At 62.7% G+C, this 16,058-nt stretch carries 14 protein-coding genes and 2 pseudogenes; 5 read left to right on the forward strand and 11 right to left on the reverse strand.

Features of this window, described 5'->3' with window-relative positions; translation table 11 throughout:
• Window positions 1-27: 27 nt before the first annotated feature.
• Window positions 28-1,086 (forward strand): alpha/beta fold hydrolase, encoded by a 1,059-nt coding sequence (locus X738_RS70260; RefSeq protein ID WP_373420457.1) that lies wholly within the window; start codon window positions 28-30, stop codon window positions 1,084-1,086.
• A 202-nt stretch (window positions 1,087-1,288) separates the two neighbouring features.
• Here the strand turns inward: X738_RS70260 and X738_RS70265 are convergent, their stop codons facing one another.
• The 4 genes from X738_RS70265 to X738_RS70280 all read right to left on the reverse strand — a co-directional run bounded on the left by X738_RS70265 (window position 1,289) and on the right by X738_RS70280 (window position 5,771).
• A complete protein-coding gene (locus X738_RS70265) occupies window positions 1,289-2,617 on the reverse strand; it encodes an aspartate aminotransferase family protein (protein ID WP_023801887.1) in 1,329 nt (442 codons plus the stop codon).
• A gap of 87 nt (window positions 2,618-2,704) precedes the next feature.
• Window positions 2,705-3,835 carry a phosphotransferase enzyme family protein gene (locus tag X738_RS70270; RefSeq protein ID WP_051407913.1) on the reverse strand — a complete coding sequence of 377 codons (1,131 nt, stop codon included), beginning with the start codon at window positions 3,833-3,835 and terminating at the stop codon, window positions 2,705-2,707.
• 168 nt (window positions 3,836-4,003) lie between these two features.
• A complete protein-coding gene (locus X738_RS70275; RefSeq protein ID WP_023801889.1) occupies window positions 4,004-4,672 on the reverse strand; it encodes a haloacid dehalogenase type II in 669 nt (222 codons plus the stop codon).
• A 187-nt stretch (window positions 4,673-4,859) separates the two neighbouring features.
• Window positions 4,860-5,771, reverse strand: coding sequence for a LysR family transcriptional regulator (locus X738_RS70280; RefSeq protein ID WP_373420458.1), 912 nt, complete (start codon window positions 5,769-5,771; stop codon window positions 4,860-4,862).
• A gap of 63 nt (window positions 5,772-5,834) precedes the next feature.
• On the opposite strand from X738_RS70280, the gene X738_RS87455 reads away from it, so the two are divergent.
• The 4 genes from X738_RS87455 (at window position 5,835) to X738_RS70295 (ending at window position 8,691) form a co-directional block, all read left to right on the forward strand.
• Window positions 5,835-6,371: a four-carbon acid sugar kinase family protein gene (locus X738_RS87455; RefSeq protein ID WP_051407911.1), complete on the forward strand. Its 537-nt coding sequence runs from the start codon at window positions 5,835-5,837 to the stop codon at window positions 6,369-6,371.
• A gap of 74 nt (window positions 6,372-6,445) precedes the next feature.
• Window positions 6,446-6,979: a nucleotide-binding domain containing protein gene (locus X738_RS87460; RefSeq protein ID WP_051407912.1), complete on the forward strand. Its 534-nt coding sequence runs from the start codon at window positions 6,446-6,448 to the stop codon at window positions 6,977-6,979.
• 3 nt (window positions 6,980-6,982) lie between these two features.
• Window positions 6,983-7,996: a 4-hydroxythreonine-4-phosphate dehydrogenase PdxA gene (gene pdxA, locus X738_RS70290; RefSeq protein ID WP_023801891.1), complete on the forward strand. Its 1,014-nt coding sequence runs from the start codon at window positions 6,983-6,985 to the stop codon at window positions 7,994-7,996.
• Window positions 7,993-8,691 (forward strand): 4-hydroxythreonine-4-phosphate dehydrogenase, encoded by a 699-nt coding sequence (locus tag X738_RS70295; protein ID WP_023801892.1) that lies wholly within the window; start codon window positions 7,993-7,995, stop codon window positions 8,689-8,691. The genes pdxA and X738_RS70295 overlap by 4 nt, the downstream gene beginning before the upstream one ends.
• Window positions 8,692-8,809: 118 nt before the next feature.
• Here X738_RS70295 and X738_RS89775 read toward each other — a convergent pair.
• The 7 genes and pseudogenes from X738_RS89775 to tdh form a co-directional block, all read right to left on the reverse strand.
• Window positions 8,810-9,009 (reverse strand): annotated as a pseudogene (locus tag X738_RS89775) (ISAzo13 family transposase); the annotation flags it as partial.
• A gap of 196 nt (window positions 9,010-9,205) precedes the next feature.
• On the reverse strand, window positions 9,206-10,660 hold the full coding sequence (locus X738_RS70300; protein WP_023801893.1) for an aldehyde dehydrogenase family protein: 1,455 nt from the start codon (window positions 10,658-10,660) through the stop codon (window positions 9,206-9,208).
• Window positions 10,657-11,931 (reverse strand): NAD(P)/FAD-dependent oxidoreductase, encoded by a 1,275-nt coding sequence (locus X738_RS70305; protein ID WP_023801894.1) that lies wholly within the window; start codon window positions 11,929-11,931, stop codon window positions 10,657-10,659. The genes X738_RS70300 and X738_RS70305 overlap by 4 nt, the downstream gene beginning before the upstream one ends.
• Window positions 11,932-11,992: 61 nt before the next feature.
• On the reverse strand, window positions 11,993-13,162 hold the full coding sequence (locus X738_RS70310; RefSeq protein WP_023801895.1) for an alanine racemase: 1,170 nt from the start codon (window positions 13,160-13,162) through the stop codon (window positions 11,993-11,995).
• Between the two features lie 19 nt (window positions 13,163-13,181).
• Window positions 13,182-14,048 (reverse strand): GNAT family N-acetyltransferase, encoded by an 867-nt coding sequence (locus X738_RS70315; protein WP_023801896.1) that lies wholly within the window; start codon window positions 14,046-14,048, stop codon window positions 13,182-13,184.
• A 253-nt stretch (window positions 14,049-14,301) separates the two neighbouring features.
• Entirely contained in the window at window positions 14,302-15,609 is a 1,308-nt protein-coding gene (locus tag X738_RS70320; RefSeq protein ID WP_023801897.1) for an NAD(P)/FAD-dependent oxidoreductase, read from the reverse strand.
• Between the two features lie 210 nt (window positions 15,610-15,819).
• A pseudogene (gene tdh, locus X738_RS0143020) lies at window positions 15,820-16,058 on the reverse strand (L-threonine 3-dehydrogenase); the annotation flags it as partial.

Consider the following 16,058-nt stretch of genomic DNA (forward strand, 5'->3'; position numbering starts at 1 on the left):
GGAAACATGAACAAAGGTAGTAGTCCCATGAACGCAATCAAAATTCCGGAAGTCGTCGACCATCATCGCCGACGCCTGTTCGGCATCGCGGCCGCGACCGTGGCGTTGGCTCAGTTAGGAGCGGTCCGAACCTCCACTGCTCAGGGCGGGACGCAGACGACATTAGCCGGCGGGACAGGATCGCGAAACTCATTCGCATCGCTGAAGCAGATCGAGGCTGGTCTGCTCACCGTCGGGTATGCCGAGGACGGCCCGGCGGATGGGCCACCCGTCATACTGCTGCACGGCTGGCCCTACGACATCTACAGCTATGTCGATGTCGCGCCGCTGCTTGCAGGAGCCGGCTATCGGGTCATCATGCCCTATCTGCGCGGCTACGGCACGACGCGGTTCCTGTCGGATGCCACTCTTCGCAACGGCCAGCAGGCTGCGCTGGCGGTCGATATCATCGACCTGATGGATGCCCTGGGCGTCGAAAAAGCGATCGTCGCCGGCTACGACTGGGGCGCGAGGACGGCAAATATCCTTGCCGCGCTCTGGCCGGAGCGCTGCAAGGCCATGGTTTCGGTCAGCGGCTATCTAATCGGCAGCCAGGCGGCCAACAAGGCGCCGCTACCGCCACAGGCCGAACTGCAATGGTGGTATCAGTTCTATTTCGCGACCGATCGTGGCCGTGCCGGCTATGCGCAATACACGGACGACTTCGCCAAACTGATCTGGCGGCTCGCCTCGCCGCGCTGGAACTTCGACGATGCGACCTTCGCCAGAAGCGCCGCTGCGTTCAAAAACCCCGACCACGTCGACATCGTCGTCCACAACTACCGTTGGCGGCTCGGCCTTGCTGAAGGCGAGCGCCGCTATGACGAACTGGAGGAAAAGCTTGCCAAGCGCCCGGAGATCGACGTGCCAACGATCACGCTGGAGGGCGACGCGAATGGTGCGCCACATCCCGATCCCGACGCCTATGCGAAGAAATTCTCCGGCAAGTACGAGCATCGGCTGATCACCGGCGGCATCGGGCATGACCTGCCGCAGGAGGCGCCTGATGCCTTCGCCACGGCCATCATCGATGTCGACAAGTTCTGAACGCGGACGGAGCGAGCGCATGAGACGCAATCTTGCAATTGCAGCCGTCATCGCCGTGTCGATCGCTTTCGCTATCGGCTGCGTTGAGATCGACAGCGTTCGAGCTAAGAACGCGGAAGCCTCGCCGATCTATGCGTGACGATCCCGGTCGGTTACCGCAGCTGGGAACCAGGACCTGGCCACCTGGTCGCAGGCATGCGGTCTAGCCTGCGACCTTGATGAGCGCCCGCTCCATGGCTGCAAGGAAGATGTCGACATGCTCGGCCTGGCAAACGAGCGGCGGGCGCACTTTGAGCGAATCCTCGTTGGCCCCTGTCGTGCTGACAAGGACGCCGTCGTCGCGCAGTGCGTTCACGACATCCAGCGCCATTGCCCGCCGGCTTGCCGCCGGGGCACCCTCACGCCCGATGTCGATGCCAAAGAACAGACCGGCGTTTCGGATAGCGCGAACTCCATATGGCTGCTGTGCGATTTTCTCCAGCCCGGCTCGGAGGCGCTGGCTCATGGCAAGCGCTTTCTGGGGGATCTGGTCGCGCTGCAGGATCGCCAGCACGGCGTCGGCGGTCGCTATGCCAACCGTATTTCCGGCGAACGTGTTGGAGTAGCGAGCGGTTGCGCCAAATTGCTCCATCGGTGCTTTGCGACCAACGACCGCGCCAATTGGAAATCCGTTGCCCATCGGCTTGCCGAGGGTAGCGAGATCCGGAACGATCCGGTGCCGTTCAAAGCCCCACATATGAGCGCCGGTTCGTCCAAAACCCGGCTGAACTTCGTCGGCGATGACGAGACCACCTGCCTCCCGCACCGCCGCCACTCCGCCGGCGATGAAGCCGGGGGGATCGACCCATACGCCATCGCTGGAAAAAATACTGTCGATGAGCAGGGCCGCAACGCCGATGCCGCGACGGTTCAGATCTACGATGGCCGCGCGTACTTGCGCCTCGAAAAAGTCCGCAGCCTGGGCTTCCGGCACACCCTCCGGCCCCGGCAGGGAGACCATGCGCACGAATGGGCTGAGCTTGACGGCGTCGCCCAGGTTCGGGGAAACCGCGGCGACAGCCGCGCTGGTGCCGTGATAGGCGTAGCTCGAGACGATCACGCCTTCATTGCCGCTCGCAAATCGCGCGATACGCAGGGCCAGATCGTTGGATTCACTTCCCGTGCAGGTAAAAACCACCCGGTCGAGCTCGCTTGGGAAAGTGTCGACCAGTCGCTCGGCATAGTCGACAAGTTTTGGCTCGAGATAGCGCGTGTTGGCGCTTATCCGGCCCGCCTGCTCAGCCATTGCGGCGTTTACTTCAGGGTGGCAATGGCCGAGCGACGGCACGTTGTTGTAGAAATCAAGATAGGCATGCCCGTCAGGGTCGTAGAGCCACATGCCTTCGCCGCGAACGAAGTGCACAGGCCGGCGGTACTGGAGCCGATAGGAGGCCCCAAGTACTTCGTCACGGCGAGCAATTAGCTCGGACTCGCGCCTCGGAAGGTCGGATTCGCCGGGCCTGTAGCGATTAGGCATGAGATCTGTGGACATGTGCTGCTGCCTATCTGAAAGAGTTACCTTGATCATTTCGCGGTTCGTCTTTGGGTTAGCGTGCCGGTCGAGGCAAACCGAAATGCGTTAGGGCTGAAACGACGACATTGCCGCCAGGACGGCCGCCTCGCCCGATGCGACACCAAGAGGCGCCAGGATGGACAGTCCGTGCTCGGCACGCGCGACATTCTTTTTGATGTACTGGGCATCGGCCGGAAAAAGGTGGGACCGCCAGTAGTTGACCAGGATCAATGCGCTTTGTCGTGCCCGCATCAGTCCGACGAGCAGTTTTGCTTCCAGTGCCGAAAGTGCAATGACAGAGGCATAGCCGGCAATAAGATGCTCGGCTCCACCCAAAGGAAGTGTCGAATCCCCTACGACGTGACTTGCTGCGATCGCCAGGTCCTGGATCCTGGGGCTCCAGCAGCCGTCGCCGAAATCGATGAAACCCATTCCCTGGCCGGTCACCATCATGTTGAATGGGCTGGGATCATTATGCGTTACCTGCCACGCCACATCAGAGAGTTGCGGCTCAACGAACTCCGCATACTCCGCCATCGCGACGCGTACGCTATCGGCAATGCTCCCGGATGGCAGGTAATGCTCCAGTTCCATCAACCTCGACCAGCAACCGACATGCCAAAGAACGGGACGGTGAGCCGCCGGCACACTGACCAGCTCAAGAGCCAGGTCTAGCCGGGCGAGAGCACTGCCGGTTCGAAAAAGCAGGTCGGGAGTTGGTGTCGCCTGGTGCAGCGGCATACCCTCGATCCGGGTCTGCAAGTACCCGCATGTCCCCTCTTGCTCAAACATCAATGCGCCGCTGGTCGTGCGGAGCACTTCGGGTGCAACGAAGCCCGTGAACCCTTGCAATCCGGCCATGGCGGCGGTTTGAAAACGAAAGCTGTCGACCGCCTCCGCTGTTGCCGACGTCTTCAGGATCAACCGGCGGCCGTCCGACAGGTTGACCTCAATGGTGCGCTCAACCTCGGAGGACAATGTCGCGATCGATCCCGTCAATCCATAGTGGCGCTTCAGCAGTGCCGCCGACGTGTCTGGTTCGGAGGCGCCCGGCCGCATCGCCAGGATTGCAGCGGCAGCGCGAAAATAGGCTTCGGTTGAAGCTGCCGCGTTAGGCAGATGGTCGCATCCTGCCGTCATAGAGCCATTGAGCTGACCAGCTTCTTCATCGGGGACCAGATCACCATAAGCACCCAATCGAAAGATCCTCGCCTGTTGGGGACGGTTGTTCTTCATGCTTCGACAGATGGAGCGCTCCAGCGATGACGCCCCGCAGGTCTATTTCTCGCGGTATTCAGACGGCGCCGCTGGCCGCCCTCGCAAAATGGGCGCAGTGCTCCGCGGGTCTCCGGCCTATCCTCGCCCTCAGAGTCCGAAAAGGCCCGGTAGCTGCGTCACGTCACGGATTTCCGTATACTCGTAGTAGGGGTTGGCCGGCTCATGGCCGCGATTGACCCAGACCTTGCTCTTGATCCCCAGATCATAGGCAGACATCAGGTCGTGGCGGAAAGACGAGGACACATGCGTGATATCCTCCGGGCCGCAACCCAGCGTGTCGAACATGTACTCGAACGCCTTGAAATGCGGCTTGTAGGCACCCGCCTCTTCAGCGGTCAAGACGGCATGAAAGGGCGCACCGAGCTTTGCCACGTTCGACGGAATCTGGGCCACCATGGAGTTCGTCAGGGTGACCAACGGAATTTCCTTGGCCAGCTTGGCCAATCCCTCGGGAACGTCCGGATGCGGCCCCCAAGTCGGGATGCGGTTGTAGATCGTTTCGGCGTCTTCGCCACGGAATGCGACGCTGTTGCGGCGGCAGGTGCGTTCCAGTGCGTTGTGAACGACATCTGCATAAGGCTTCCAGTCCTGCAGCACCTCGTCGAGGCGGTAGCCCTGGAAGTTTCTGATGAATTCGTCCATGCGCGGCTCATCCAGAAGATGACCGAACAGGTCCCTGGCGGCTTCCGCCATTTGGAAATTGATGAGCGTGCCGTGGCAATCAAACGTCACGTATTTCGGCCGGAAGCGATCCATGTACTTGGTTCCTGTCAATCTGCCCTATCAGCCGAGCATAATCGCAGGCGTCTGGCAGAAAGTGCGGCAATGCATGGTCATTCAGCAGAATGCCCTCCGGTCGACCGCCAAACCAGCACGCCCTTTCGCAGTGCTGTCTCTTTCGCCCTGCCTGAGCCGCTACGGGCGCAAAGGCGACGTTATTTTCCTAATAGCTGTTCTCAAGCACCTGCCGCTTGAACGATGTCTCGGACTCGGCGGTCAGCCAATCGCGCAATGCGGCGAGGCCGGTTGAAACAATGACCGACTTCGGATGGATCAGGCCGTAGTCCGTCCCGTCGCGATCAAAGCCGAGTGGTGCTTCCAATCGCCCATTCGCGACGTCGTCCGCTGCAATCGCCTGGGGGGCAAGAGCAACGCCAAGACCACCCAGGGCGGCTTCTGCCATCAGGAAATGATGGTCCAGCAATCGGGTCGCTCGAGGACGCGGCGCAGCCATGTGCGCGTCGAGCCACGCTTCCCAGGCATCCGGTCGCGTCCGTGATCCGAGCGCCACATAGTCGCCACTCTCGAACCGCTTGCGCAGGGATGGCAGCATGACCGGACCAACCCGCTCCGGCATCAGCCTGATGATGGTCCATTCCGGGTCCACCGGAAAATCGAGACGGCGGATCGCAAGCGTCACCCGGTCACGCGCGAAGTCGAGCCCTCCGCCGCCGGTCGACAGATGCACCTCGACATCCGGGTATCGATCCTGAAACCCAGACAGGCGCGGGATCAGCCAGCGCATCGCCAGCGAGCGCTCGCAGGACAAGATGATCGGAATGGGCGTCGAGCTGGATCTGATCTCTGCCAAGGCATCAGTGATTAAATGGAACGCCTTGCCGGTCGCCTCCGCCAGCTTCGCGCCATCGGAGGTCAGACGCACCCCGCGCCCGTCCGCTTCGAGCAAGCGCAAGCCAAGATCGGCGGAGAGTTTGGAGACGCGACGGCTGACTGCACCATGCGTCAGAGCGAGTTCGGCCGCCGCAGCACGCAGAGACCCCAGACGCGCCACTGTTTGGAAGGCACGCAGATCGTCGAGTGAAGGTAGGTCAGATCGTTTCATTGGTGATTTCATATCACCATAAATCGTCAGATCATATCGATATTCGGTTCCGACCGTTCTGCTATTCTCACCAACATGAAGCACACCACATCTCTCCTCGTCGGGATAGTCGCCGACGATCTGACCAGTGCTACCGACGGCGCGGCGGCCTTTCTCGCGAGTGGCTATGCACCTGTGATCAAGCGACACGTCGACGGCGCGGAGAATGGAGCTATCACTTCTATCGATACCAACAGCCGCGCCTCCGACATCTGGCAGGCGACAAGGGCTATCGCCGACGCCGTGTCGGCCCTCTCGCATGCCCGCCTTCTGTTCAAAACGATCGATTCGACCCTGCGCGGCCATATCCGCGAGGAAGTCGCCGCCGCCTTTCGCGCCAGCGGCCGGAGCAGGCTTGTCATCGCTCCAGCCTTTCCCGAAGCGGGGCGGTTCACCGTCGGCGGGATCCAGACGGTGAACGGCATCCCTGTGAGTCAAAGCGTCTACGGCCGTGATCCAGTCCATCCCGCAGGCACATCGCACATTGCGATCTGGTCGACCCGTCCCTGGGGATACCGATCATTCTCGCCGCAGACAGTTCCGGCGATGCGGCGACGAAAGGGTCCATTCTGATCGTCGACGCCGACAGCCAGGGCGTACTGAACCGGCAAGTCGCCAGCATTCCCGATCCTGAGACTGTTCTTTGGGTGGGCTCGCCTGGTCTCGCCATCGCGCTGGCATCGCTGGTCCCTGCCGTGCCGGATGGACGCGTGGTAACGGGCAATGCCGCCGGGCGGGTGGTGATCGTCGCAGGAAGCGCCAATCCGGTGACGCGCGCCCAATGCGAGACCTTGCGGGTACAAGGCGTTCCCGTCGTCGGCGACCTGGCCGACGCTCCCGGCGACGCCCGTGTGATTTGTCTTCGGGCACCGCTGCAACGGCAGGAGAATGCCAGCGCCGTGATGACGAACCTCGCCGGACAGGCAGCCGCAGCGGTCGCCCGGCATGACGCGGTGATCGCCACCGGCGGCGAGACGATGGCCGCGATCCTCGACCGCCTCGGCATCAGCCGTTTCTGTCTCACCCGCGAGTTCGAGCCCGGCTTTCCGGTCGGCCGCGCCGAACGGGCGGACGGAACGTCGCTCACCATCGCCATGAAGGCGGGAGGCTTCGGCTCACCCTCGGCACTCCTTGATGCCGCCCGCGACCTGCTGGCAAACCGCTTTCACGAAAGGCTCTGATCGATGACCGCCCATGACGCTCCTCTAGCCGTGACCATGGGTGATCCCTCCGGCATCGGCCCCGAGATCATCGCAAGAATGTTTCTCCGTCGGCCGGACAAGCGGCACTGGATCGTCGTCGGTGATCCGCTGGTGATGACCCACGCCCTTTGCGCGCTCGATGCTGATGTGCGGATCCGGCCGATCGCTTCCGTCGATGAGACCGTACTCGATGACGGAACCCTCAACGTGCTTTGCTCCTCGCAGCTTTCCGCCCTGCCACCGGTCAGCCAGGTTTCGGCCGTCAGTGGACGCGCGGCGTTCGACGCCATCGTTGTCGCGATCGGACTGGCGCGGGACGGTTGGGTGGGCGGCATCGTAACGGCGCCGATTCACAAGGAAGCACTCGCAGCAGCCGGTTTGCACTATCCCGGCCACACCGAAATCCTGGCCGATCATGGCGGGGCTCCCAAGGTCGCCATGATGCTGGCGAACGAGGACATTCGCACGGTCCTCGTCACCATCCATTGTTCGCTGTCCGAGGCGATCCGCAAAGGCGATTTCGCGGCGCAGATGGATGCCATCCGGTTGGCCGATGGCGGTGCGAAGGCGCTCGGCATCTCCCATCCGCGCGTCGCCGTCGCCGGCCTCAATCCGCATGCCGGCGAAGGCGGTCTCTTCGGAGACGAGGAAATCCGCATCATCCGGCCGGCAATCGAGGCGGCCCGTGCCGAAGGCATCGACGCCTCCGGCCCATGGCCAGGCGACACCGTGTTCATGCAGGCCCGCAAGGGCCGTTTCGACATCGTGGTCGCCCAGTATCACGACCAGGGTCTCATCCCGGTCAAATATATGGGCCTCGACCATGGCGTGAACGTCACGCTGGGCCTGCCATTCGTGCGCACCAGCCCCGATCACGGCACCGCCTTCGATATCGCAGGGTCTGGCGTTGCCGACCCCTCCAGCCTGGAGGCCGCATTCGACTACGCCCTTAGGCTCAAGGCCTCCCTCCCGAACCAGAAAGCCGACACCCCATGACCCAATTCGACTTCATCTTCATGCTGACACGTAACGACCGCACCGTGACCGACGCCGCCGTCCACGCCAAAACGGCGCTCCGGGCCGGAATCCGCCACATCGGCTTCAAGGACATCGGCCTGCCGCTCGACGCGCTCGCCGCCCTCGCCGGCCAGATCCGCGGGGGCGGAGCCAGCACTTATCTTGAAGTTGTATCGCTCGACCGCGACAGCGAGATCGCCTCGGTCAAGGCGGCGATCGACCTCGGCGTCGACTATCTTCTCGGTGGCACCCATCCCGAAGACGTGCTGCCGCTGCTGGAAGGGACGCCCATCCGCTACTATCCGTTTCCGGGTCGCATCGTCGGGCATCCGAGCATTTTGGAAGGATCTCAGGCCGAGATCGTCAAAAGCGCGGTCGCGCTCGCCTGCCATCCCGGTGTCGCCGGTCTCGACCTTCTCGCCTACCGTTCGGCAGGCAATGTGCCGTCTCTGATCGACGCTGTGTGCCGGGCCGTGCCCAAGCCCGTTATCGTCGCGGGATCGGTGGACCGGCCGGATCAGATCAACACCATTCGCAACAGTGGCGCAGCGGGGTTTACCGTCGGCACCTCGGCGCTGGACGGCCGGTTCCCTGCAGAGGGCCCCGCACTGGAATTCCAGCTGCAGGCGATCTCGGCGTGCCTCGAAGGACATCAAGAAAGCGTGGGAGGTTAGTCCTGGTCAAAATAGGCACAAATTGAACTCAGCACGGCGGCGCTTCGAACGATCGAGGAAGCTCCAGGCCAGAGTTCTCTGCCACTACATTCGATCGCATAGACAGCAAGACAAATGCCCTGCGACGCACCCGCCCGCGCGACGCCGCAACATCGAGGCCATTGATGCCACGCCCGATCGTCGAACGGGTCAGACCGGTGATCTCAGACACCACCGCAAGCCCACCCCCAACCCGCAGCACGAGCCTCACTCGCAGCGAATACCCGGCGCCCACGCTCGTCCCGATTCGAGCCCGTCCGCCTTCCACCGCTGCTCGATTCCGCGTCAGTCAATCATGCCCCGATCGGCAACCCACAAAGCGACCGAATAGAATCGCAACCCGAGTCAAACCGACGCAGACGCAGCTGGCGCCGTCCATGCCTGCAGGCCGGGCGGATCGTTATTCATTTAGGACATGTGGATTGATGACTGAATCGGATTTGGTGACGCCCTCTGCGCCTGGCGAAGATGTCGCCTAGAAATAGCCGAGGATGGATTTGACCTCGAGGTACTCCAACATGCCTTCGATGCCATATTCGCGTCCGTTTCCGGACTGCTTGAAACCGCCAAACGGGGCGTGCGGGTCCCAGGCGGGGTAGTTGAGATGAACCTGACCGGCGCGGATCCGCGAGGCGACGTCCCGGACGGCGCCCATATCCGTGCCCTGCACATGGGCCCCCAGGCCGTAGACCGTATCGTTGGCGATAGTGACGGCCTCCTCGACTGTGTCGTAGGGGATGATGCACAGAACTGGCCCAAAAACCTCTTCCTGGGCAATGCGCATGCCTGTGCGCACGTCGGAAAAGATGGTCGGCTTGACATAGAACCCGACGCTCAGATCGTCCGCGCGACCCGACCCGCCGGTGAGGAGCCTGGCGCCCTCTGAAATGCCGACGCCGATCATGATTTGGATGCGGTCGAACTGGGAACGGTTGGCGATTGCACCGTGAGTGGTGGTTTCCGAAAGCGGATCGCCGACGATGATCTGGGCTGCGGCCCTCCTGGCGATTGCCTCGATCTCGGACAGCCGCTCGCGCGGCACGATCATGCGCGTCGGCGCGCTGCATGACTGGCCGAGATTGCGGAAGGCGGCGGCTACGCCCCGTGAAACGGCACGGTCGAGATCGGCGTCGGGCAAAATCACGTTCGGCGACTTGCCGCCGAGCTCCTGTCCGACGCGCTTGACCGTCGGCGCGGCGGCCTGGGCCACCGCGATGCCGGCACGGGTGGAGCCGGTGATGGAGATCATGTCGACATCCGTGTGGGAGGCGAGACCCATGCCCACGCCTGGGCCGTCACCATTGACGAGGTTGAAGACACCGGCAGGGAAGCCGGCTTCCTCAATCGCCTCGGCGAACAGCAGGGCGTCCAAAGGAGAGAGTTCGCTTGGCTTCAGCACGACCGTGCAGCCTGCGGCGAGCGCCGGCGCAACCTTGGCGGTGATCTGGTAGAGCGGCCAGTTCCAGGGCGTGATCAGGGCGCAGACACCGATCGGTTCGTGGGTGACGGCGGTGTGGCCGCGCTGCACGACGAAGGGGAAGGTTTTCAGGACATCGCGAGCGACTTGCACATGGGCAATCGCGAGCGGCACCTGCGCGGTGCGCGCATATCCGATCGCCGCGCCCATTTCGAGGCTCAAGCATTGCGCAAGCAGTTCATTGCGCGCTTCGAGCAGCGCCTGCAGGCGATCAAGCAGACCCGCGCGGTATTCCGGCCTGGTACGGCTCCAGGTGGCGAACGCCCGGCGGGCCGCTGCAACGGCCGCGTCCACATCCCAGCTGTTTCCGAGCGGAAACCGGGCCACGATCTCTTCGGTGGCGGGATTCACCACGACGTTCTGGGCGGTGCCTCTCGGCTCGACCCATTGACCGTCGATGAAGAACTTGTCGAGGCGGCCGTTGCGGGACAGGTGTTCGAGGGGCGAAATCATGTGACAAGGTCCTTCATGCGGTAATAGGCACCGAGGATCGGCAGGAACCAGGGACGCCCAAAGTATCCAGGGATCGCCGGCCAGTCGAAATCCTTCCAGGGGTTCAGGTCTGGACGCCCGTCCATGACATCGGCCATGATGCTGCCCATCAGCGTCGACATATGGGTGCCGTGGCCGCTATAGCCCATGGAGTAGTAGATTCCGTTGCGCTCCCCGGCGCGCGGCAGGCGGTCGCGGGTCATGTCGACCATGCCGCCCCAGCAGTAATCGATGCGGATGTCGGCCAGTTCCGGATAGACCTCGACCATCGCCGCTTTCAGGATCCGGCCGCTCTTCTCGTCGGACTGCGGGTTGGATACTGCAAACCGGGCCCGCCCGCCGAACAGCATGCGATTGTCCGGCGTCAGCCGCCAGTAGACGACGAGATTGCGCGTGTCGACGACATTGCGTCGGGTCGGCATGAGGCGCTCGAGTTGCGAAGGCGACAGCGGTTCCGTCACGACCAGGAAGGCGCCGACCGGCACGATGCGGCGGCGGATCCATCCGAGCGGACCGACCTGGGAAATGCCGCTCGCCAGCAGGACCTGACGCGCGACGATCTTGCCTCGCGGGGTCTCGACCTCATGCCCGTCGGCGACCTTGCGCAGAGCCATGACGGGGGCGTTTTCATAGACCTCTGCGCCCCGCCGTGCGGCGGCGGTCGCCAGGCCCCGGACGAAACGGCCGACATGCATGCTGGCGCTCTTGGGAAACAGCAGCCCGCCATGGTAGCGGCTGGTGCCGACTTCAGTTCGCAGGTCGGCGCGCGCGATCATCCTCGTCCCGGGATCGACATTTGCCGCCAAGAGTTCCTGGCTGCGCGCCAGCACGTCGTAGTGCTCAGGCTTGGCGGCAAGCTTGAGCTTGCCGACCCGGGAGAAGCTGCAGTCGATCTTTTCTTCCTGCACCAACCGCTCGACCATATCGACGCCGGCGTCGAAAGCCTTGTAGAGGGCGTTTGCGGCCGGCTTGCCGTGCTTGCCGGCCATGATTGCATAGTTCTGGGCAAAACCGTTGTTGCACATCCCGCCATTGCGGCCGGAAGCGGCGTTGCCGATCGTTTCGGCCTCCAACAGTGCAACCCGGGCGCCCTTTTTGGCGAGGGCAAGCGCCGCGGAGGATCCGGTCAGGCCGCCGCCCACAACCGCCACATCGTAGTGGCCTTCGAGCGGTTTGGACGCGCCCTCATTGAACGGCTGAGAGGTATCCAGCCAATAAGATGTAAACTTCATGATTGCACCACCAGTGCGTCAGTTTGCACGGGCGCCATGCAAAGCGTTGCGATTGCAGCCCCTACCATCCGCGGATCCGCTCCCAACGGGCTTCGATCCGGGGACTGTCCCCGTTGACGACGCTGTAGAAGTGGTGCTGGGCGGCCATCGCGCAGGCATGGTTGGGCAGAATCCGGACCCGAGCCCCGAGCGGCAAATCGGGCATGGACTTTCCAGAACCGGCACGAATGGCGAGGATACCGTGTTCCTGGCTGGCCTGCGCCACGATCACATCTTCAAGCACCCGCCCCTTTTCATCGCAGACGACACCGTAACCCTGGTCGACCTGCTGGTTTGCGGTTCCGCGGTCGCGCGAAAGCGCCATCCAGCCCGCGTCGACCAGCACCCATCCTTTTTCCGGCTTGGACCCGATCACCGTGGCCAACACGGAAATCGCGATATCGTCGAGACGGCAGACCCCTACCCCGTGCTGGACGAGATCGAAGAACATGTAGACCCCGGCGCGCAGCTCCGTGACGCCTTCGAGGTTCTCGGCGAAGTGCGCCGTCGGCGTCGAGCCGAGGCTGACGATCGGGCAGGCATGGCCGTGGGCGCGCAAAGTTTCGGCGGCGCGCACGGTGGCCGAACGCTCGTCCTCGGCTGCCTTGACCAGCGCATCGGGCGTGTTCAAGCCATAGGACTCGCCGGCATGGGCGAGGACGCCGACCAGGTTGGCGCCAGCTGCGACGATCCTGTCGGCCACATCGAACAGCTTGGGATCGTCCGGCTTCAATCCGCCGCGATGGTCGTCGCAGTCCAGTTCGATGAAGACGGACGGCGTCACGCCGGTGGCTTCGCGTACACCGGCTAGGGCGTCGGCCTGCTCCACGGAATCGAGCAACAGCTTCACATCAGCGCCGGTGCGGCGACAAAGCTCCATGGCGCGGACGGCCGACGCCGGCGACATGCCGACTGCATAGGTGATGTCTCGAAAGCCGTGGCCGGCGAAATACTCCGCCTCGGCGATGGTCGAGACCGTGATCGGGCCCGGTTCGCCGGGGAACACATGTCGGGCGACGTCGATGCTTTTGGCCGTCTTCATATGCGGGCGCAGCACCACGCCAAGCTTTCCGGCATGCTCGGCCAGACGCTGGATGTTGCGCTCGAGCCGGCCCCGGTCCAGAAGCAGCGACGGGGTGATGAGGGCGTCGATCGTTTGGACCGCCTCACGGATATCTACATTCGTATCCATCGCTACCCTACCTCATTCCTTAACCGAACGACTGATTTGCCAAGGCATACATGCTGGCCGTCCCGTCTGAGAGGGGCCGTCGCCCCTTGACCATCGCGATCACATCACCGACACGCGCGAGGCCCAGGCTCTCCAGCCAGTCGCCCAATCCGTGTTCGGCATAGACGTCGATGCGCACGAATTGGCCGTGAAGCGTCGCAAGCTGGGCCAGGATCAGAAGCCGCGCGTCTTGGGCGCTTTCTGCTGCAACAGGGCCAACGACATAGCCGTGGCCGAACCGCCTGGCGATGGCGTAGCCTGTAATCCGCCCCGCGCGTTCGATGACCGAAACATTGCCCGCATCAGCGAGGCCAGCCACCATCGACGGCCGGGGCATGCCTGTGGCCCGTTCGTCGAAGGCCTGGATTGCCGCGAGGTCAGAGACCGTCGCCTGACGGATGTCGTCGCGCGCACTCTGCGTCACGGCAACGGTCAGCGGGCCCTGGTGCTGAACCACCGTACCCCAGGCAGTGAACCCGCGTCGCTTGTAGAGTGCGAGCCCCTCTTCCGTCGAATTGAGCAGCACGCTGCGCCCGTCCGTGGCCTGAAGCAACCCGTCAAAAAGCCGGGAGCCGTTGCCGCCGCCTTGCGCGGAGCCGGTGACTATGATCATCCCGGCAGTGGCATAGGCCTGTCCGTAATTCCAGGACATGGCAGTGCCGATCACCTGTCCCGCCCGCTCGAGGACCAGGCCATTGCCGACCTTCACGGCAAATTCCCAGTCCTCCTGGCGATAAGGCCAGCCCATCTCCTGCGACAGCTTCAGCGCGCCCGGCACATGGCGGGTCTCGAATTTCATCAGCTCGGTCGGGGCGCTGACGGTATCTCTGTCATGCTCAACGGTCATGAGTGCAACGCTGTCGCTCGATCCAAAGTCAGATTGAAGTCGGACCTTAGCGTCGCTTCCGGCGGACAGATTTGGCTGCTGTTTTGCCCTTTCAATTCAGCGGGATCATTCGTTTTGAGCCGTCCGTCGGCATGCCATATGGCGCAAATCGGGCGAGGAATGCGGCAAGACCACTCGGGCGTCGCTCAGGCGAGGTGCAATGCAGACCTCGGCGGCATCTTTCGGTCGCAGCCTGCCACTCGCCTGACCAACCTCAATGCAATTTGAGGCGCGGACGGACAACCCGGTTGACATGGCCGACCAGGATAAGAGCCAGGCCCTTGATCCAGCCATGTATGGCCACCAGGTGCATGCGGTACAAAGACACGTAGATCATCCTGGCCAGCCGCCCTTCGATCGCCATCCGCCCTCCGACGAGATTTCCCATCAAGCTGCCGACGGTGGAAAACCGGCTCAACGACACGAGCGAGCCCTTGTCCCGATAGACAAATGCTTCCGGCGTTTCCCCGGCAATCAAGTGAAGAATGTTGCGATAAGCGGTCGATGCCATCTGGTGGGCGGCCTGAGCGCGTGGCGGCACCGGGCCGCCCGCGCCTTCCGGCTTGAAAAAGCAGCAATCGCCGATAGCGAAGATGCGCTCGTCCCGGCTCGTTTGGAGGGTGGGAAGGACGACAAGTTGCCTGCTGCGCGCCACCTCAAGTTCGTCGAGCTCTCCCAGAATATTTGCCCCCTGCACGCCTGCAGCCCAGACGCAAATATTGGCGTGTATCTGCTCCCCAGTAGCACACCTCAGTCCCTGTTCCGTTGCTTCGGATACAGCCGTGTTTGCGAGCACCCGGACGCCGAGGGCCTCAAGTTCCTGATGCGCGGCCTTTGCTAAAGCTTCTGGGAGAGCCGGAAGAATCCGCGGCCCGGCCTCTATCAAAGTGACCCTCAGCCGGGTCTCGTCGAAGACTTCCAGGCCATAATGTCTGAGAGATGATGCAGCATTGTAGAGTTCAGCAGCGAGTTCGACGCCTGTCGCGCCGCCACCTACGATAGCTATATCAACAAAGGCGTCGTCGGTTGAATCAGCTGACATTGTCCTGGAAACTCGAAGACAATGATTCAACAACTTCAATCGAAAGCGATCCGCTTGGTGACGGTCTTCGAGGAAAAGGCAATGATCCTTGACTCCGGGAGTGCCGAAGTCGTTTGAAACCGACCCGATTGCGATAACGAGGTAGTCGTATCGGAGCCGATGTCGACCGACCAGTTCCGACCCGTCATCGTCGAATATCGGCGCCACTGTGACCTGCCGCGCGGTGCGATCGATGGCCTCCAGCGACCCGTAGAAGAAGCGGTAGCCCCAACGGTGCCCGTGGCCGCGGTAGCCCACTTCGTCAAGATTTGCGTCGAGTGATCCGGCCGCAACCTCATGGAGCAGCGGCTTCCAGACATGGGTGTGGTTCCGCTCGACAAGAATGATATCGAAATCCTTGCGGCCGAGACGTGCTCCGAGCCGGCGCACGAGTCCAAGACCTCCAGCCCCACCGCCAACGACGACAATTTGGGTCTTCATTCGTGCTTGCCCGGTCCGTAGTGGAATGCTTCTCGACATGACCAACCGCCTGTCAGCGGCTGGTGCGCCGGATGGCAATCAAGTCCTGGATTCGCTAGCCCTGAATGATAAAGAAGCGTCATCATCGCCCTCACGAACTCAAAAATCGCGCTATTCCCGGGCGTTCACGCCGCGAACGGCGAGCCCTGTAGTCCGGCCCCAAGGCCGCCCTCACCAATCCATGACAACCTTGCCGGAATTGCCGCTCTTCATCGCCTCGAAGCCGGAAATATAGTCGTCCACGCCGATGCGGTGGGTGATCAGCCCACTGACGTCGAGCGGACGCTGCACCAGCGCGATCATCTTGTACCAGGTCTCGAACATCTCGCGGCCATAGATGCCCTTGAGATGCAGCATCTTGAAGATGACCTTGTTCCAGTCGATCTCGAAGCCGGTCGGCGCGATGCCCA

The sequence above is a fragment of the Mesorhizobium sp. L48C026A00 genome (genome assembly GCF_000502375.1).
Classification (GTDB): Bacteria; Pseudomonadota; Alphaproteobacteria; order Rhizobiales; family Rhizobiaceae; genus Mesorhizobium; species Mesorhizobium muleiense.

Excerpts from the sequence above, each read along its gene's own strand:
- X738_RS70260 (WP_373420457.1), top strand. The coding sequence starts at position 28 with ATGAACGCAATCAAAATTCCGGAAGTCGTCGACCATCATCGCCGACGC.
- X738_RS70265 (WP_023801887.1), bottom strand. The coding sequence starts at position 2,617 with ATGTCCACAGATCTCATGCCTAATCGCTACAGGCCCGGCGAATCCGAC.
- X738_RS70275 (WP_023801889.1), bottom strand. The coding sequence starts at position 4,672 with ATGGATCGCTTCCGGCCGAAATACGTGACGTTTGATTGCCACGGCACG.
- X738_RS70280 (WP_373420458.1), bottom strand. The coding sequence starts at position 5,771 with ATGAAATCACCAATGAAACGATCTGACCTACCTTCACTCGACGATCTG.
- X738_RS87455 (WP_051407911.1), top strand. The coding sequence starts at position 5,835 with ATGAAGCACACCACATCTCTCCTCGTCGGGATAGTCGCCGACGATCTG.
- pdxA (WP_023801891.1), top strand. The coding sequence starts at position 6,983 with ATGACCGCCCATGACGCTCCTCTAGCCGTGACCATGGGTGATCCCTCC.
- X738_RS70295 (WP_023801892.1), top strand. The coding sequence starts at position 7,993 with ATGACCCAATTCGACTTCATCTTCATGCTGACACGTAACGACCGCACC.
- X738_RS70300 (WP_023801893.1), bottom strand. The coding sequence starts at position 10,660 with ATGATTTCGCCCCTCGAACACCTGTCCCGCAACGGCCGCCTCGACAAG.
- X738_RS70305 (WP_023801894.1), bottom strand. The coding sequence starts at position 11,931 with ATGAAGTTTACATCTTATTGGCTGGATACCTCTCAGCCGTTCAATGAG.
- X738_RS70310 (WP_023801895.1), bottom strand. The coding sequence starts at position 13,162 with ATGGATACGAATGTAGATATCCGTGAGGCGGTCCAAACGATCGACGCC.
- X738_RS70315 (WP_023801896.1), bottom strand. The coding sequence starts at position 14,048 with ATGACCGTTGAGCATGACAGAGATACCGTCAGCGCCCCGACCGAGCTG.
- X738_RS70320 (WP_023801897.1), bottom strand. The coding sequence starts at position 15,609 with ATGAAGACCCAAATTGTCGTCGTTGGCGGTGGGGCTGGAGGTCTTGGA.